General features: G+C 57.6%; 16 protein-coding genes and 1 tRNA gene. 9 read left to right on the forward strand and 8 right to left on the reverse strand.

All coding sequences use genetic code 11. From position 1 onward, the window contains the following. Positions 1-6: 6 nt before the first annotated feature. Together A7P96_RS09775 and rarD are read right to left on the reverse strand one after the other, a co-directional pair. Complete coding sequence (locus tag A7P96_RS09775; protein ID WP_067526717.1) at positions 7-360, reverse strand: hypothetical protein; 354 nt, start codon at positions 358-360, stop codon at positions 7-9. A gap of 174 nt (positions 361-534) precedes the next feature. Beyond that, positions 535-1,437, reverse strand: coding sequence for an EamA family transporter RarD (gene rarD, locus A7P96_RS09780; protein ID WP_067526719.1), 903 nt, complete (start codon positions 1,435-1,437; stop codon positions 535-537). Positions 1,438-1,855: 418 nt separating this feature from the next. Here rarD and mutM point away from each other — a divergent pair, with 418 nt between their 5' ends. Both mutM and A7P96_RS09790 read left to right on the forward strand, forming a co-directional pair. Further along, positions 1,856-2,677, forward strand: a complete 822-nt coding sequence (gene mutM, locus A7P96_RS09785; protein ID WP_067526721.1) for a bifunctional DNA-formamidopyrimidine glycosylase/DNA-(apurinic or apyrimidinic site) lyase — start codon at positions 1,856-1,858, stop codon at positions 2,675-2,677. A gap of 46 nt (positions 2,678-2,723) precedes the next feature. Further along, positions 2,724-3,500, forward strand: coding sequence for a 1-acyl-sn-glycerol-3-phosphate acyltransferase (locus A7P96_RS09790; protein ID WP_067526723.1), 777 nt, complete (start codon positions 2,724-2,726; stop codon positions 3,498-3,500). A gap of 83 nt (positions 3,501-3,583) precedes the next feature. Here A7P96_RS09790 and lgt read toward each other — a convergent pair whose 3' ends face one another. After that, entirely contained in the window at positions 3,584-4,453 is an 870-nt protein-coding gene (gene lgt / locus A7P96_RS09795) for a prolipoprotein diacylglyceryl transferase (protein ID WP_067526725.1), read from the reverse strand. Positions 4,454-4,812: 359 nt separating this feature from the next. On the opposite strand from lgt, the gene dapF reads away from it, so the two are divergent. The 3 genes from dapF to A7P96_RS09810 are packed head-to-tail and all read left to right on the forward strand — an operon-like array spanning position 4,813 to position 6,955. Next, positions 4,813-5,661, forward strand: coding sequence for a diaminopimelate epimerase (gene dapF / locus A7P96_RS09800; RefSeq protein WP_067526727.1), 849 nt, complete (start codon positions 4,813-4,815; stop codon positions 5,659-5,661). Next, complete coding sequence (locus A7P96_RS09805; RefSeq protein WP_067526729.1) at positions 5,661-6,311, forward strand: DUF484 family protein; 651 nt, start codon at positions 5,661-5,663, stop codon at positions 6,309-6,311. Before dapF ends, A7P96_RS09805 begins: the two co-directional genes overlap by 1 nt. After that, a complete protein-coding gene (locus A7P96_RS09810; protein WP_067526731.1) occupies positions 6,311-6,955 on the forward strand; it encodes a hypothetical protein in 645 nt (214 codons plus the stop codon). Before A7P96_RS09805 ends, A7P96_RS09810 begins: the two co-directional genes overlap by 1 nt. A 96-nt stretch (positions 6,956-7,051) precedes the next feature. On the opposite strand, the gene A7P96_RS09815 is transcribed toward A7P96_RS09810, so the two are convergent. The 5 genes from A7P96_RS09815 to A7P96_RS11070 form a co-directional block, all read right to left on the reverse strand. Then, a tRNA-Lys gene (locus tag A7P96_RS09815) sits at positions 7,052-7,127 on the reverse strand. Positions 7,128-7,284: 157 nt separating this feature from the next. Then, entirely contained in the window at positions 7,285-7,929 is a 645-nt protein-coding gene (locus A7P96_RS09820) for a hypothetical protein (protein WP_231863673.1), read from the reverse strand. A 217-nt stretch (positions 7,930-8,146) separates the two neighbouring features. After that, positions 8,147-10,930 (reverse strand): isoleucine--tRNA ligase, encoded by a 2,784-nt coding sequence (gene ileS, locus A7P96_RS09825; protein WP_067526822.1) that lies wholly within the window; start codon positions 10,928-10,930, stop codon positions 8,147-8,149. A 602-nt stretch (positions 10,931-11,532) separates the two neighbouring features. Next, positions 11,533-14,325, reverse strand: a complete 2,793-nt coding sequence (locus A7P96_RS09830) for an Rne/Rng family ribonuclease (RefSeq protein WP_067526824.1) — start codon at positions 14,323-14,325, stop codon at positions 11,533-11,535. A gap of 7 nt (positions 14,326-14,332) precedes the next feature. After that, the gene (locus tag A7P96_RS11070) at positions 14,333-14,560 is read right to left on the reverse strand and encodes a hypothetical protein (protein WP_197476472.1); all 228 of its coding nucleotides are present in this window, start codon (positions 14,558-14,560) and stop codon (positions 14,333-14,335) included. A gap of 470 nt (positions 14,561-15,030) precedes the next feature. Here A7P96_RS11070 and A7P96_RS09835 point away from each other — a divergent pair, with 470 nt between their 5' ends. The 4 genes from A7P96_RS09835 to A7P96_RS09850 all read left to right on the forward strand — a co-directional run bounded on the left by A7P96_RS09835 (position 15,031) and on the right by A7P96_RS09850 (position 17,672). Further along, positions 15,031-16,014 carry an RluA family pseudouridine synthase gene (locus A7P96_RS09835; protein ID WP_067526733.1) on the forward strand — a complete coding sequence of 328 codons (984 nt, stop codon included), beginning with the start codon at positions 15,031-15,033 and terminating at the stop codon, positions 16,012-16,014. A gap of 73 nt (positions 16,015-16,087) precedes the next feature. Further along, positions 16,088-16,549 carry a PH domain-containing protein gene (locus A7P96_RS09840; protein WP_067526735.1) on the forward strand — a complete coding sequence of 154 codons (462 nt, stop codon included), beginning with the start codon at positions 16,088-16,090 and terminating at the stop codon, positions 16,547-16,549. Between the two features lie 102 nt (positions 16,550-16,651). After that, positions 16,652-16,870: a hypothetical protein gene (locus tag A7P96_RS09845; RefSeq protein WP_067526737.1), complete on the forward strand. Its 219-nt coding sequence runs from the start codon at positions 16,652-16,654 to the stop codon at positions 16,868-16,870. A 157-nt stretch (positions 16,871-17,027) separates the two neighbouring features. After that, complete coding sequence (locus A7P96_RS09850; protein ID WP_067526739.1) at positions 17,028-17,672, forward strand: HAD-IA family hydrolase; 645 nt, start codon at positions 17,028-17,030, stop codon at positions 17,670-17,672. Positions 17,673-17,680: the final 8 nt, after the last annotated feature.

Consider the following 17,680-nt stretch of genomic DNA (forward strand, 5'->3'; position numbering starts at 1 on the left):
AGCCGATTAGGTCAGCAGGGAGGCTTGGCCGACAATTTCGCCGGTAGGCGTGCCGTGCACCACCACGGCGGTTTCTAGCCTAGCCATGAGTGCGGCGAATAATTTGTCTGCTTCAACGCGAGGCAGCCAAAGCTGTCGGAAGGCTTCGGCCTCGACGCCGCCAATGATGGTGATCATTAAGAGTTTGGCCTCTTGGCAGGGCATCAAAAGCTGGCTGGAAACGGCCTGCTGCACTTCGGCTACGAATGCCTCTGTTTCTGCTTCGTTGTTGATATTGCAGGAGATAAATAGGGCTGGGGTTTCTTGGCCGTTTTCGTTTTTCAGGATTTCGTAACTGATGTCGGCGATTTCGTTTGGCATGGGGTGGTGATGACAGGTATTGTTATATTGGGAAATGATGTGTGCTCAATGCGATTTCAGGCTACCTGAAATCCAACGCGCAATTATAACACATCTGTCCCGGCCGTTTTTGCCTGAAAAAGAACAGGCTTCCGCTTAGGAAGCCTGGTTTTCATTTCATTGAAGCAGATAGTTTCAGGTAGCCTGTTCTGCCTTTTCGCGGCGCATGGTTTGGATGCCGTGATACAGCATCACGATGATGCTCGCCCAAATCAGGCTGTGGCTCACCATGGCCACCCAGTCCAAGTGCTCTCCCAACACAAACACCGAAAGCAGAAACAGCAGCGCCGGCTCCAGATAGCTCAGCATACCGAACAGCACCACCGGTAAAAGCTCGTTGGCTGTGAGGTTGACCTGCATCGATACTGCGCCGTTGAGTCCCAAGAGCACAGCAAATAAAAGCAAAATCGGCTTAGCCTCGATCATGGCCGGACTGGGTGAATACATCACCAGATACCAAATCACAAAAGGCAGCGCCAAAATCAAATCCAGTAAGAGCCCGAGTAGTGGCGGAACGCCTTGCCAGCGGCGCATGATGTAATAAATCGGGAAGGTGGCGAACACGGCAATGGTTACCCAAGAAAACGTGCCGCTGTTCCAGATTTCCAGTGCCACTGCCGCCGAAGCCAGTAGCACGGCAACCAGCTGCAATCGATCGAGCCGCTCGCGGAACACCATCACCCCGCCCAGCATCATCGCAAGCGGAAACAGGAAGTAGCCCATCGACACATCCACGCCCTTGCCGTTTACCGGCGCCCACATATAAAGCCAAATCTGCCCGATCATAATCGGCGCGGGCAGCAGCACCAGCGCCCAGCGGCGCACATTGCCGCCGATTTCGTGCAGGAATTTGGCCGCATCGTGTTTGGCCGACGTGAGCAGCATAATGGAGAGCGCACAGGCAAACGTGCCCACGATACGCCAGGCAAACACATCCGTGCCGCTCATCGGCCGCATCCACGGGCCAAACATAAACAGCGAGCCGAACAGAATATTGGAGACCACGGCTGCAATAATCCCCTTGGCCATTCTCGACATATACAGCCTTCCAGAATTAAAGATAGTTAACATTATAAGCTTCATCGTGCCGCTTGGCACGTTTTAGCGGTTTTGCTTAAATAACCGTGGGAAAGGAGAAACAGGGCAATGATTTGCCTATTTGTGCCGTGGGTAAAGGTTACCTGAAAAATTCCGGTAATGGTTTGTGTGAAGTTGAGTTAATTAAGATGAAAAGGGTTTTGGGTTGAGTGCTAAGACGATTTTTCAGGTAGCCTTCTGCACACTGAAAGGCTACCTGAAAAAATGTTGGCTGCATTTTTGCCTCTCAGAAACTCGGTCTTGGCTTTAATCAGACATCGATCCACTTTGTTGGGTTGAAGCTCACGCTTTCAGGTAGCCTAAACCGTGCAAACGGTCTAAACTTCTGGCTTTATATACTTCAAGCCCGAATTTTCCCATGCCCGAACTGCCCGAAGTTGAAACCACCCGCCGGGGGATCCAGCCCTATATGCAGGGCAAAACCGTGGCCGAGGTAGTGGTGCGCCAGCCGAAATTGCGTTGGCCAGTGCTGCCGGATTTGGCGCGGCAGCTCTCCGGCAGCCGCATTGTGCATATTCGCCGCCGCGCCAAGTATTTGCTGTTTGAGTTTGCCCACGGCGTGATGCTGCTGCATTTGGGCATGTCGGGCAGCCTACGTGTGTATCCCGACGGCAGCGCGCCATCGCCGGAAAAGCATGATCACCTCGATATCATCACCACCGACCAGACTGTGCTGCGCCTGCGAGACCCGCGCCGTTTCGGCGCAGTGCTATGGTTTGCCGGGGCGGCAGAACAGCATCCGTTGTTGCGGCATTTGGGCCCTGAGCCGCTGCAAGACGAGTTCACTGCAGGCTACCTGAAAAATGCACTCTCACGTCGCAAAAGTGCCATCAAAACCGCGTTGATGGACAATAAAGTTGTGGTGGGCGTGGGCAATATTTATGCCAACGAAGCGCTATTTGCCGCCGGTATCCTGCCCACCCGCTGTGCCGACAGCGTGTCTGCCGAGGAGTGCCGCCGCTTGGTAGTGGAAATCCGCAGCGTGCTGCACCGCGCTCTGGAAGCCGGTGGCAGCAGCCTGCGCGATTTTTTGCACAGCGATGGGCAAAGCGGCTATTTCCAGCAGCAATATAATGTATATGGCCGCGAGGGCAAAGCATGCCGTCAATGCGGCACGCCGATTGCGCGGCAGATTATCGGCCAGCGCAGCAGTTTTTACTGCCCGCAATGCCAGCGTTGAAGCCGTTCAGGTGGCCTTTCTCAATCTAATAATTAGACCAGCACAAATGAGCACGCAATCTACTTCAATTTTCACCCGTCTGTTCCGCGTCCTGCACCTGCTGTGTTGGTTTTTATGCACGATTTACCGGCTGTTCCGCCTGCGCGAATACAACCAGCATAGCAAAGACGTGATGCAGGATTTGGCGCGTAGTATGTTGAAAGTGTTGCATATCCGTGTCGAAGCCAATCCGAACAACCCGCCGTTTCCGCCTGTGTTCCTCGGCGCGGCGAACCATGTGTCCTGGCTCGATCCGATGATCCTGATGGCCATGTATCCCACCGTGTTCATCGCCAAACGCGAAATACGCTCCTGGCCGGTGTTGGGTGCGATGGTAGCGCGCACCGGCGCGGTGTTCATCAACCGCAACAGCCGCAACGATGTGGCGCCGGTAAACAAGGCTATTGTGCGTTCGATGAGTGCGGGGCATAGCGTGTCGTTCTTCCCTGAATCTAAAGCTTCAGACGGCATATCGTTGCTGCCGTTTAAAGCTGCACTGTTTCAATCTGCGCTAGATAGTGGCCTTCCTGCCGTGGCCGTGGCGCTGCGCTACTGTGACAGTGACGGCTGCCGCACCACTGCCCCCGCCTATGCTGGCAATATCGGCCTCTTTACAGCCCTGTGGCGTACCGTGTCCATGCCCGACATCATCGTCCGCGTCGACTGTTCCATGCCGCTTACCCTGAATGCTGAAGAAGCCGCTGACGCCTCTTCCCGCTTCTTGCTCAAAGATAAGGCCGAAGCTTTTGTGGGCGAGATTGTGAACGGGGAGGATAAGGGCTGATTGCTGTTGAAGGAATGAAAAAAGGCTACCTGGAAACTATTCTTCAGATAGCCTTTTTGCTTTCAAAGCCGTTGCATTAAACATCAACCCTCTGTCGGTTCGGCCTTGCGCCTGCCGAAGTAGAGGAAGCCGATAAGGCCGCAGGCGATCATGGGGAGGCTGAGCCACTGGCCCATGGAGAAGTTTAAATAGAGCAGGCCGAGGAATTCGTCGGGCTCGCGGGCGAATTCGGCGATAAAGCGGGCGGCGCCGTAGCCGAGCAGGAACAGGCTCACTACCTGACCGGTGGGGCGCGGTTTTTTGGAAAACCACCACAGCAGCACAAACAGCAAAATGCCTTCCAGGGCAAATTGGTAGAGCTGGGAGGGGTGGCGCGGCAGCATGCCGTATTGCTGGAAAATCGCGCCCCACAGCTGCGGCTGCTCGGTGGCCAGTTTTAAGTCTTCGCTATGTGCTTGGGGAAAGCCCATGGCCCAGAAGGCATCCGGCCGGGTAACGCGCCCCCAGAGCTCGCCATTCACAAAGTTGCCGCCCAGGCGCACGGCAGCAAAGCCTAATGGGGTGAGCGGGGCGATGGAGTCGGCCAGCTTGAGCGGGTTGATTTTATGTTTGTAGGCAAACAGGAGGCCGGCGATTACCACGCCGAGGAAGCCGCCGTGAAACGACATGCCGCCCTGCCATACTTTGAAAATTTCCAGCGGATTGGCAAAATAGTAGGCGTGCTGATAAAACAGCACATAGCCCAGCCGCCCACCCACAATCACGCCGATGATGCCCCAGGTGAGGAAGTCGTCCAGGGTTTGCGTGGTGAACACACTGTTGCCTTGGCGGATGCGCCGCCGCCCGAGCCACATAAACAGGGCAAAGCCAACGAGGTAGCTGACGGCATACCAGCGGATGGCAAGCGGGCCGAGCTGGAGCATAACGGGATTGAAAGCGGGATGAATCAACATAGGAAAATGCGGCTAAAACAAAAGGGCGCATTATAGCGCATCTGGCCATTGGCCGATAACAGGCAGAGGCGTAAAGAAAACCCGGTTTGGGTTGGATTTTGCCGGGTTGTGTTGTGGTTTTGTTGGGAAGTAGGGGTTTCAGGTAGCCTTGGTGGAGGGGAGAGGTTACCTGAAATAGCGATTGGGCTTATCAAGCTAAGAGGTCTGCTGGAAACGGAAGTATCTTGTCGTATGGCATGGCTATGCTGATTTTCAGGTAGCCTGTGCCGGGAAGACTACCTGAAAGTTGAAACGCGGCTTTAACTTGCGGCGGGGATTGGGTATGATAGCCCGCTTTGAAACTGCCGGCGGAGGCTGTGATGGTTGTATTGAAATTCACCAAAATGCACGGTTTGGGCAATGATTTTATGGTTATCGACGGCATCAGCCAGCATTTTGATCCGGCTACCGCGCCGATTGCCGAATGGGCAGACCGCTACTGTGGCATCGGTTTCGACCAGCTGTTGTTGGTGGAAGCGCCGCCGCTGCCCGAAGCCGAGTTCGGTTACCGTATTTTTAATGCAGACGGCAGCGAGGTGGAGCAGTGCGGCAACGGCGCGCGCTGTTTTGCCCGTTTTGTGCATGCAAAAGGCCTGAGCCAAAACCGCCGCATCAAGGTGGCCACGGCCAAAGGGCTGATTGTGTTGAATTTGCAGGAAAACGGCCTGGTTACGGTGGATATGGGCGAGCCGCGTTTGGCGGCGGCGGATATTCCGTTTGCGCCCGCGCCGGGCGAGGCTGCCGATGCCTTGTGGCATGAGATTGGTTTGGATGGCGCAAGCGCACGTTTTTCCTGTGTGAATATGGGCAATCCGCATGCTGTGCTGGTGGTGGACGATGTGCACTATGCGCCGGTAGCCGAATGGGGCGCGCGCCTGGAGCGGCATCCGCAGTTTCCCGAGCGGGTGAACGTGGGCTTTATGCAGGTGCTGGATGCGCACCATATCCGGCTGCGTGTGTTTGAGCGCGGCACGGGTGAAACCCAGGCCTGCGGCACGGGCGCGTGCGCGGCGGCAGTAGCCGGCATGCGAGTCGGACTGCTGGCACGGCAGGGCGCGGTGTGCGTGAGTCTGCCGGGCGGCGATTTGCAGATTGAGTGGGCGGCGGATAACCATGTGTTGATGTCAGGGCCGGCGGCCACGGTGTTTGAAGGAACGGTAACTTACTGATGAACGAAAAGAAAATATTGGCTTATTTGCAGGAACACCCGGAATTTCTGTTGAACCATGCCGCCGATTTGGGTGTGCGTCCGGCAGAAGGGCGGGTGCAGTCGTTTGCACAGGCGCAATGGCTGGCGCAGCAGAAAAAGGCGGCCAAAATGGCCGGGCAATTGGCACAAATCATGCAGGATGCCGACAGCAACCACCAAACGCTGGGCCGGATGCTCGGCTTTGTGCGCCGCTTACTGTCGGCCAATACGTTGTTGCAGGTGTTGCGTGCGGCGGAGGCAGGCTGGCAGGAAGATTTCGCGCTGCCGTCCGGCCGGGTGTGGCTGCTAGCCGAGCCGCCGAAAAAAGGTGCGGTTTCCGGCGCCTACAGGCTACCTGAAAACCATGCCGCCCATGCTGCCTTGTCTGCCCTGAAAGAACTGGTGTGCGGCAACCGCATTGCGCCGGCGCTGATGAAGGCGCTGCCGCAGGAGGGTAGGGGGCTGGAGAGCTTCCTGCTGCTGCCCTTGCGCGTGAACGGGCAAACCGTGGCGTCGATGGTGGCGGGCGATGCCGATGAAACGCGCTTTACGCCGGATTTGCCGCTGGATTGGATGCGCGAGCTGGCTGCCTGCACGGCGGCAGCACTGGCCAGAGCCGGCGGGTGGTAATGATGGTTTGGCAAAGCCCGACTTTGTGGGCGTTATCGGTGTATATCGCCGTGTTTTTGACTTTGGCGTTTCAGCGGCAGCAGTTTTCCTGGCTGTGGGGCAGCGTGATGCTGTGGCTGGGCTTCGGCATCCTCAGCGCGCGGATTATGCCCGGCGTGCTGGGGATTACCCATGTGGCCAATCTCTATCCGGTGTACGGCTATTTTGCGCTGGGCAGCCTGTTTCTGTTTGCTAATGGCTGGCGTTACGATGCGCGGCAGATGGGCTGGCGGCTGGATGGCGGCGGAGTGTTTCTGGCCTATTTCGCCGTGGCTGGTGCGGTGCAGCATATTACGTTTTTGTTTTTGCTGCTGCTGGCGTGCTGGCAGTATCCGCATGGGATGTCGGTGCCACTGCTCACCGGCCTCATGTCGCTGTATCTGCTCAAACCGCTGCTGTGGATAGCCGGGCAGGCGCTGCTGATGCTGCTGATGTGGCTGCACCGGCATTATTTGAGCCGTGACGATGTGCTGCTGTTCAGCCCCTTGCAGCTCCAGGGCGTGTTGCTGATTAGTTTGCTTTTTCAGGTAGCCTGTTTGCTGGCGGGTGAAAAAATCCTGTTGATTGCCCTGTTGCGTGCGTTGTGGATGCTGTTTTATGGATAGGGTCGAGTTAGTCCAAAGTTTGTCCAAAGTGCCACAGAGAACTCAGATAAAAGAAATCGCAAGCCAGTATAACCAACTGATTTGCGACTTTAATTTTGGTGGGTCGTGAGCGGCTCGAACGCTCGACCAACGGATTAAGAGTCCGCTGCTCTACCAACTGAGCTAACGACCCATGTAATGTTGTGTATTGTAAAAATGCTTTAACAGACTGTCAAGCAGGGTTGGCATGGTGGGAGAGGAAAGGCTACCTGAAAACTGAAAAATGGTTTTCAGGTAGCCTTATATTACATGGACTTAAGCTACCAGCCAAGCGTTTTTATGTTGATACATCAAATAGTCGGCGATTTCCCCGTCTTCGTATGCCAAGCGGGGTTCTTGATCAGGGGTGCTCGGGATACGTTCATTTTGGCGCACGAATTCCAATAAATGGGTTTGGCCGTCTTTTTGCAGCTGCAGGGTGCAGCGGTGCTCGGCGAGGGAACAATCAGCGATTTCGCAGCCGATGAGCAGGGCGAGAGTTCGTCCCATTCGGCCCCGTTCAAGCTGCCGACCCAACAGCGTACGGCGGTGTTGCCGTATGGGTAAATTTTTACTGCGCGGTTGTCCAGCAGCGTGCTGTATCCTGCGTGCCATGCGCTGTAAACCAAGTATTCGTCTGTGTCCAGCAGCAGGCCGAAAAAGCCGGGGCCGTCCATGCCGTAAGTGCCCAGATGGGTGCAGAAGCCAACAATTTTGCGCCCGATAGGGGATTTGGCTGCCAAATATTCGGGGCGGCTAAACAGCAGCACATCGCGACCGAAGCGCATGAAGCCGTAAATCATATAGGCGCGGTTGGCCTCGCGGCGCGACAGGCCGACGGCGTAATGCGGCAGCCAGCCTTGCTCGTACCATTGCGGCACTTCTGCTTTGGGCACTATCATGCAATAGTTTTCCACATTGCCCTGTTGCAGGTCTAAATAGGGGTGGCTTGTCATGTGTTTGATTCCTGATAGTTCAAATCCTTATTTCTTCCTACTATGTTGGCGTACTGGTTGTACTGTCTGCGGCTCGCCGCCCGGTATGAAGAAATCATTATTTGAGCTATGTGCGCTTTCAGGCTACCTGAAAAAAGGTGGGCAACCAATGCCCACCTTTTTGCTGCGGATAGTTTAACTTCGTTGAAGCTGACGCTTTCAGGTAGCCTCAACCGGCTTAGGCGTAATCCCGCTCTTCGCCTTTTCCATCCACATTCTCGGCGCAGCGGGGGCACAGGGTGGGGTGGGCGGCAATGCTGCCAACTTCGGGCACATAGTGCCAGCAGCGTTCGCATTTGGGTGCGGTGCTGGGGCGGACTTCGGCGGTGAGTTCGCCGCCTTTTTGCAGCTCGATTTTGGAAACGAGCATGGCGAAGCGTAGTTCGCTGCCGAGTGCTTTCAGGTAGCCGTATTGTGGTTCGGGCGCGGTGAGGACGACTTCGGCCTGCAATGATGAACCAACGGTTTTGTCGGCACGCAGCGGCTCGATGGCGGCGGTAACGGCGGCGCGGGCTTCGCGGATGTGCGTCCATTTTTCCACGAGCGCGGCTTCTCCGGCGGCGGGGATGGGCGGGAAGTCGTGCAGGGTGTGGTAGAGCACGCTGTCTTCTTCGCCGCCACCGATGATGTCCCACGCTTCTTCGGCGGTGAAGCAGAGGATGGGCGACATCAGGAGCACGAGGCTGCGGGTGATGTGGTAGAGCGCGGTTTGCGCGCTGCGGCGGGCGTGGCCGTCTTTTTGGGTGGTGTAGAGGCGGTCTTTCAGGATGTCCAGATAGAACGCGCCGAGGTCTTCGGAGCAGAACTGTACGATGTCCTGCACGGCGAAGTGGAAGACGTAGCGCGGGTAGTGGCTGCCTGAAACTTTTTCCTGCAACCGGCGCGCCAGCACGAGGGCGTAGCGGTCGATTTCCACCATGTCGGCTTGCGGCACGGCGTCTTCAATCGGATTGAAGTCTTTGAGGTTGGCAAACAGGAAGCTGAGCGTGTTGCGGATGCGGCGGTAGCTTTCGGTTACGCGTTTGAGGATTTCTTTGGAAATCGCCAGTTCGCCGCTGTAATCGGTGGTGGCGGCCCACAGGCGCAGAATGTCGGCGCCGAATTCGTTGTAGACTTCCTGCGGGGCAACCACGTTGCCGATGGATTTGGACATTTTGCGCCCGTTCTGATCGACCACGAAGCCGTGGGTGAGCAGTTGTTTGTAGGGCGCGCGGCCGAGGGTGGCGCAGCCGGTGAGCATGGAGGATTGGAACCAGCCGCGGTGCTGGTCGCTGCCTTCCAGATACAAATCGGCCGGCCAAGCGAGCTCGGGGCGCTGTTTCAGCACGGAGAAGTGGGTGCTGCCTGAATCGAACCACACGTCCATGGTGTCGGGCAGTTTGTCGTATTGTTCGCAGTCTTCGGGCGACAGCAGCTCGGCTTTATCCAGTTCAAACCAGGCGTTGATGCCTTTTTTCTCGATGAGCAGGGCGACTTTTTCCAACAGCGCGGCGGAATCGGGGTGCAGCTCGCCGGTTTCTTTGTGGGCGAAGAAGGTCATCGGCGTGCCCCAGAAACGCTGGCGGCTCACCACCCAGTCGGGGCGGCCTTCAATCATGGCTTCCAGCCGCGCCCCCCCCCAAGCGGGGAAGAATTCGGTGTCGTCCACGGCTTTGAGGGCTTTGTCGCGCAGGGTTTTGCCGTCTGTGCCGGCTTTGTCCATGCCGATAAACCATTGGCCGGTGGCGCGGTAAATCAGCGGGGTTTTGTGCCGCCAGCAGTGGGCATAGCTGTGTTCGATTTTGCTGTGGGCGAGCAGGCGGTTGTTTTCCTGTAGCCAGGCAATAATCGGCTGATTGGCTTCCCATACGGTCATGCCTGCCAAGCGCGGGGTGTCGGCGGCATAGCGGCCTTGCGCGTTCACAGGGTTGATGAGCTCGATACCGTATTTGTTGCAGACGAAATAGTCTTCCAAACCATGCGCTGGGGCGGTGTGCACAAGGCCGGTACCGGCCTCGGTGGTTACGTGGTCGCCGTTTAAAACTGGGATATCGCGTTCGATAAAGGGATGTTCGGCTTTCAGGTTTTCCAAATCCGCGCCGGTGCATTCGGCGAGGACGGGGCTACCTGAAAAACCATAGCGTTCCAGCGCGGCTTCGGCCAAATCTTTGGCCAGCACCAGTTTGCCGCGCGGCGTGTTGATGAGTTGGTACACAATGTCTGCGCCGGCAGAAATGGCCTGGCTGGCGGGCAGCGTCCACGGGGTGGTGGTCCAAATTACGGCAAACGCTTCGCCTGAGATTTCAGGTAGCCTGAAAGCCTTGGCCAGCGCGGCGTTGTCTTGGAAGCGGTAGGCCACATCAATCGCGGGCGATACTTTGTCTTTGTATTCCACTTCGGCCTCGGCCAGCGATGAGCCGCAGTCCAAGCAGAACTGCACGGGCTTCGCACCGCGATACAGGTAGCCTGCTTTATAAATTTCGCCCAGCGTGCGCACAGTGTCGGCTTCGGTTTGGTAGTCCATGGTCAGATAGGGGTCTTCCCAATCGCCAATTACGCCCAAGCGGATAAAGTCTTTTTTCTGACGCAGAATTTGCTCGCCAGCATATTGGCGGCAGAGCTCGCGGAACTTGCTGGGCGGCATTTCCTTGCCGTGCAGTTTTTCCACCATCACTTCAATCGGCAGGCCGTGGCAGTCCCAGCCCGGCACATAGGGCGCGTCGAAGCCCGCCAGTGTTTTGCTGCGAATGATGATGTCTTTTAAAATTTTATTGACCGCATGACCGATGTGGATGTCGCCGTTGGCATAGGGCGGGCCGTCGTGCAGGATGAATTTCGGGCGGCCGGCGGCAATTTTGCGCAGCTTCTGATAACGTTTTTCGTCCTGCCACTGCTTCACCCACGCCGGCTCGCGCTTGGCCAGATTGCCGCGCATGGGGAAGGGGGATTCGTAGAGGTTTACGGTTTGGGAGTAGTCGGTCATGGTGGTCTCGGAGTGGTTTGAGTGCGGCTGTGCGGCGGGCGGTTGCAGCTTGCCTGCCGTGCCGGATAAGTAAAAAAAACAAGTTGCCGATTTTATAAGGATTTGGCACAAAAGGCTACCTGAAAGCGGGTTTCAGCCGAGTAATCCGCCATAAAACGGGCAGCAGTGTTTTCAACCTGCCTCAGGCGGGAGGGGGCTACCTGAAAATAGGGGGCGGGGGATAGGTTTGCTTGCGATGGCTGAAGCGCTTCATTTCATGCGGTGTTGGTTCGCCGCCTTGCTGTATGGCAAGCCAACCTAATTTTGCACGGCATGGGTTCGTCTTGCCGAATTTTTGTGCCGCCTGCAGCTCGCTGCCTTGCGCCGACTTTATTCCAAAATCAGTTCGGCCATTTTGCGATTATAGTGAATTAACAAAAATCAGGACAAGGCGACGAGCCGCAGACAGTACAGATAGTACGGCAAGGCGAGCCAATGCTGTACTGGTTTTTGTTAATTCACTATAAATTTCAGGTAGCCTCAAATCGCCGATAACAAACCGCCCCAAGCAATTGTTCGGGGCGGTTGGTTTGTGGCCTGGTCAGGCTACCTGAAAGCCTGTATCAGCTGCGGTGGGTTTCCACTTGCTGCAGTTGCTGCGGCTCGGGCACGGCTGCCGGGGCGGCGGGGGCAACATCGGCGCGGCGCAGGCCTTTGGGCTGATCGGGCTCGGGCTGAACGGCGGTGAGCGCGGCGGGATCGGTTTGCACCAATACCAGACCACCCAGGTCGGCGGCTGCGGGTTCGGCTGCGGTTTGTTGTTGTGGCGCGGGTTGCGCCACGGCTGCCGCTGCCGTTTCTACGGCTTGGGCTGCGGCAGCAATGGAGTCATCAACAGGAGCAGCTTGAGCTTCGGTAGATGAGGTTTCTACAGCCACGGTTTCCACCACAACGGCTTCTTCCCGCGTTGTTTCCGCAACTGGGCTTGCAACGGCAGTCTGGTTTACGGTTTCAGCAGCTTCGGCGGTGTTTTCTTCGGCAAACACGAAGGTGGGTGCATCGGCTTCATCGGCCACTTCGGGGATGGTGATGACCAACGGTTTGTCGTTGTCGGCCTCATCGGGCTGCGGCATGGGGGCGGGCGCTTCGGTGTGCAGGCCCAATACCACGTCGGCAGCGGATTTCACCAGCTCGGCTTGCAGCGGAATATCCAGATATTGGATGATTTTCTGCGCAGAGGGGATGTTGCGCTGGCGGCCACGGCCTTTGCCGTTGCGTTGGCCGTTTTCTTGACGGCGGTCGCGGCCGGAGCGGCGTTCGTTGCGTTCGCCGCGCTCATTGTTGCGCTCGCGCTCGCTGCCACGCTCTTGGTTTTCTGCAGGGCTGCCGGTGTCGTCAGCAATGTGTTCGGGGATATCGGCCGCTTGGCTGGCGGCCTGCAGCTTATCGTTTTCAGCCGAGGCTACCTGAACATCGCTGTCTTTGCGTTGGCGGCGGCGTTGGCGCGGATTGGGCTGCTGCTCGGCAGTGGATTTCTCTGCCAGCTGTTGCGGTGTGCGGTTGTCTAAGGTTTCGGCATCGTCGGCATTTTGCTGACGCGGCGGGCGGCTGTTGCCGTTTTGGCCGCGCTGCTGGGTGCGGTTGCGGCGGTTACGGTTTTGCGGGGCTTTGCCGCGATTGCCACCGTTGCGCCCGTTGTTGGTTGCGGGGGCTTCGGCAGGTTTGGTTTCGCCGCCGCCAAACAATTTGGCAAACCAAGCGCCGATGCTGGCCAGCAAGCCGGGTTCGGCAGGCTGCTGCACCACGGGGGCGGGGCTGCTGTGTTTGATGCCTTTTACAGCGGGCTCAGGTTTCACTGGCTTGGCTTGGCGGCCGATTTCCAAGGTTTGGCTGTCGTCTTCTTCGGGGATTTCGATTTGTTTGTAGCTGGGTTCGGCATCGTCGTCCACGTCGTCGGGGCGCACGCGGGTGATGTTGTAGTGCGGGTTTTCCAGATGGGTGTTGGGAATCATCAGGATGGATACATCCAGCCGCTCTTCCAGGCCGAACAGCTCGGCACGTTTTTCATTGAGCAGGAAGGTGGCCACGTCCACCGGCACTTGGGCGTGCACTTCTTCGGTGTTGTCCTTCATCGCTTCTTCTTGAATGATGCGCAACACGTGCAGGGCGGTGGATTCGATGCCGCGGATCACGCCAGTGCCGGCGCAGCGCGGGCAGGCCACGTGGCTGCTTTCGCCTAGGGAGGGGCGCAGGCGCTGGCGGGATAGCTCAAGCAGGCCGAAGCGGGAAAGTTTGCCCATCTGCACGCGGGCACGGTCTTTCCGCAGCGCGTCGCGCAGGGTGTTTTCCACATCGCGCTGGTGCTTGGGGTTTTCCATGTCGATGAAGTCGATCACGATCAGGCCGCCCAAGTCGCGCAGGCGCATTTGGCGGGCCACTTCTTCGGCGGCTTCCATATTGGTTTGGAAGGCGGTTTCTTCGATGTCGGCGCCGCGGGTGGAGCGGGCGGAGTTTACGTCTACGGAAACCAGGGCTTCGGTGTGGTCGATCACGATGGCGCCGCCGGAAGGCAGGCTCACGGAGCGCGAGAAGGCGCTTTCGATTTGGTGCTCGATTTGGAAGCGGGAGAAGAGCGGGATGTGGTCGTCGTAGTATTTGAGCTTGCCCACGTTGTGCGGCATCACATAGCTCATGAATTCCTGCACTTGGCCGAATACTTCGCGGTTGTCGATGAGGATTTCGCCTATGTCGGAGCGGTAGTGGTCGCGGATGGCGCGGATGAGCAGGGAGCTCTCCATAAAGAGGAGGTAGGGGTCTTGATGAGCGTTGCCGGCTTCTTCGATGGCGCGCCACAGTTGCAATAGGTAGTTGAAATCCCATTGCAGTTCTTCCACGCTGCGGCCGATGCCGGCAGTGCGGGCGATTAGGCTCATGCCGTGCGGCACGTCGAGCTGGCTCATGGCGGCTTTGAGCTCTTGGCGCTCTTCGCCTTCGATACGGCGGGAAATGCCGCCGCCGCGCGGATTGTTCGGCATGAGCACGAGATAGCGGCCGGCCAGGCTGATAAAGGTGGTGAGCGCGGCACCTTTGTTGCTGCGTTCGTCTTTTTCCACCTGCACGATTACCTGCATACCTTCCTGCAATACATCTTGGATGCGGGCGCGGGCGCCATCGTAGTCTTGGAAGTAGGCGCGGGAAACTTCTTTGAAGGGGAGGAAGCCGTGGCGGTCGGTGCCGTAGTCCACGAAGCAGGCCTCGAGCGAGGGCTCTATGCGGGTGATGATGCCTTTGTAGATATTGCCTTTGCGCTGTTCTTTGCCCAGCGTTTCAATGTCGAGATCGAGCAGGTTTTGCCCGTCTACAATCGCCACGCGCAGCTCTTCGGCCTGGGTGGCGTTAAACAACATACGTTTCATGATATTGCTAACCTTTTGTTTGGTTTGCAATTCCGAAGCGCGTAATCAGTTTGGCCGCTTTGCTGCCGCTGGGGAAGGCTACCTGAAAACAAAGCTTCAACGAAGTTAAAATCGGCAGCCGTTGTTGTGCGGGCCTGAAGCGCGGTGTGCGGCAAACCGCCGTGGCAGTCGGGCAGCCGGCATCGGGCGCGGGCAGAAAACGGTAAAGAAGGTAGTGAAAGAACGGGGCGGGCATCGCTGCCGCGCCGGCCGCCGAATGGGCGGCGGATTTGGCAAGCCGCGGTAGGCCGGATAGCGGCCGCTTACGGCGGGGTATAGCGGATTAATTTTAAAACAAGGCTGTGTTGGCTTGTTTTGCCGTACTGCTTGGATTGAGGCTCGCCGCTTTGCTCTGGTTTAATACTTAATCCGTTATTAATTTCGGTGTTGTAGTCTTCTTTAAGCCCGGCAGCGGGTGCGGCGGCGCGCTGGTCGCGTCTTAGGCCGTTTGGGCTGCCGGAGCCGTAAACTCAATTACTATTTCAATCTGCCCGCCAAAATGCCTGGCAGGCAGAGGAAAGCCGTTCGGAATTGTCTTTTTACGATAAAATAAACAGTAAACAATCAACTTGCCAACCCGGCGGCACCCTTTGTTTTTCACTTCGTTGAAGCTTGGCTTTCAGGTAGCCTGGGCACGGTGTCGGCAGGGAGAGGATTATAGAGAAAATGCCAGCAATTAGCAAAAATTCAGTCAATTATTTGAGCGTGGACGAAGCCGCCGCCGGGCAGCGTTTGGATAACTTTCTCATCCGTCTGCTCAAAGGCGTGCCCAAGAGCCATATCCACCGCATCATCCGGTGTGGCGAAGTGCGCGTGAACAAAAAGCGCGCCGCTGCCGACAGCCGTTTGGCCGTGGGCGACGAAGTGCGGATTCCGCCGATCCGGCTGGCGCAGAAAGCCGAGCAGACCGAGGCTGCCGTACCGCCGCGTGAGTTTGACATTGTGTTTGAAGACGAGCACCTTTTGGTGGTGGACAAACCTTCCGGCGTGGCCGTGCACGGCGGCAGCGGCGTGAGCTTCGGCGTGATCGAACAGCTGCGCCGCGCCCGGCCGCAGGCGCGTTATTTGGAATTGGTGCACCGGTTGGACAAAGATACCAGCGGCCTCTTGGTGGTGGCCAAAAAGCGCAGCGCATTGGTGAAGCTGCACGAAGCCTGGCGCAACGATAAGCCGGAAAAAGTATATTTGGCGCTGGGCATGGGCGCGTGGCCGCAGGGCGTGCGGCAGGTGAAGCTGCCGCTGTTCAAATACACCGGCGCGGCCGGCGAGAAAATGGTGCGCGTGAGCGAAGAAGGGCAGAGCGCGCACACGCTGTTCCGCGTGCTGGAAAGCTTCGGCGGCGCGCCGCTGCATGCGGTGGGGCTTTCCGCCCTGAGCCTGATGGAAGCCACGCTGCGCACCGGCCGCACCCACCAAATCCGCGTGCACATGCAGTCGCAAAACTGCCCGATTGCCGGCGACGAACGCTACGGCGACTACACCGCCAACCGCCGCCTGAAAAAGCTCGGCCTCAAACGCATGTTCCTGCACGCCCACCGTTTGGAGCTCGAACACCCGGCAAGCGGCGAAACGCTGGTGCTCACCGCGCCATTGCCAGAAGAGCTGCGGCAGATGCTGGAGGGTTTGCGGCAGGGGCAAGAGGCTACCTGAAAAATCGGAATGCCGGAGACGGAAGGTGAATGATGGAATACGAGCTGCGTATCAGTTTTTTCCGTTGCAGCCTATGGCTGTTGCCGAGAGCGGCGTTTTGCTCGGGTTCGCGTTTTTGCTTCTGAGCGGGAGCGATTCGGCGGCACACAATACTTTTGCTTATGTGCTGTTGGGGCTGATTGCCGCAGGGGGCGGGCTGTTTGTGCTGCTGTGGCTGCGCTGCATCACGGGCTTTCGACCGGTTGTGCTGACGCAGCAGGGCGTGGTGCTGCGTTCCGTATGGGGCAGGAAGCGGCTGGTGCGCTGGGCGGATATCGAGGATGTGCGGGAGTGCACAATCCGTGCCAACGGCTGGAGCACTGATTTGGCAGCTTTGTGTTTGCGGGGAGACAGCCGGTATGCGTCGTATGATTGCCGCCATGCCGAGAGCAAGAAGCAGGTATTGCTTCCATACAGCCACGTTATGCGCGGCGGGCATCGGAATGTGCAGCAGGTGTTGCAAAGCGCCCTGAGCCTCTATGAATCGCAGCTTTAGCCGGTGTCGGTGTTCGGAAGAGGCTACCTGAAAAAAGTGTGTCCATTATTCCGGCTCTGTTTTTCAGGTAGCCTGTTTGCCATTTAGCCAAAAAGGAAAGATATGCAGCAAAACGATCAACAGCCCAAATTCAAAGTTATCCTGCCGGAAGGCTTTTCTTTGGAGCGCCCCAAGCAGGTGATCACCCAGCCCATCGAGAGCGGCCGTGCCGATTTGGAGGAAATCATGCGGCAGGAAACGGCATGCCGCCAAGCTGAGGCAGAAGCCGATGAAATCATGATTAACGCTTTGCTGCACGGCGCAGGGCGCGGATTGAAGTGAGGCTATAGCTGAAATAATTATTTCTTCATACCAGACGGCGAGCCGCAGACAGTACAAGTAGTACGGCCAGGCGAGCCAACGCAGTAGGAAGAAATAAGAATTTTAGCTATACCTGAAAATTCAGGTAGCCCAAACCCCAACACATCAAGGAATGCCCATGAAACCGTATCGAGTATTGATTTTCGACTGGGACGGCACCTTAGCCGATTCCACCGCCCAAATCGTGCAGGGCGTGCAAAACTCTTTTTGCCGCTTCGGCTGGCCGCCGCCCGCCGAGGCCGACATCCGCGCCACCATCGGCCTGAGCCTGCGCGAAGCCCTGCGCCGCCTCTGCCCGCAGCTGGATCAACAGCAAACCGAAGCCGCCATCCGCGCCTATCAGCACGAATTCCACCACCACCGCGAGCAAACCGTTTTGTTCCCCGATGTGGGCAATATCCTGCAGCGGCTGCAACAGCACTACTGGCTGGCCGTGGCCACCGGCAAAGGCCGGCGCGGGCTCGATGCCGCCTTGGATGAAACCGACACGCGCAGCCTCTTCCTCGCCACCCGTACCGTCGACGAATGCGCCTCCAAGCCCCAGCCGGAAATGGTGCTCTCCATCTGCGAAGAATTGGGCGTGCACCCGGCCGAAGCACTGGTAATCGGCGACACCACCCACGATTTGCACATGGCACACAACGCCCAGAGCCCCGCCATCGCCCTCACCACCGGTGCCCACACCCCCGCCCAACTGCAAACCGCCCCACATCTGGCCATGCTGGATGGTTTGGCCAGCTTGGCGGCTTGGCTGGCAGAATGAAGGCTACC

It is taken from the genome of Eikenella sp. NML03-A-027, assembly GCF_001648395.1.
Taxonomy (GTDB): domain Bacteria; phylum Pseudomonadota; class Gammaproteobacteria; order Burkholderiales; family Neisseriaceae; genus Eikenella; species Eikenella exigua.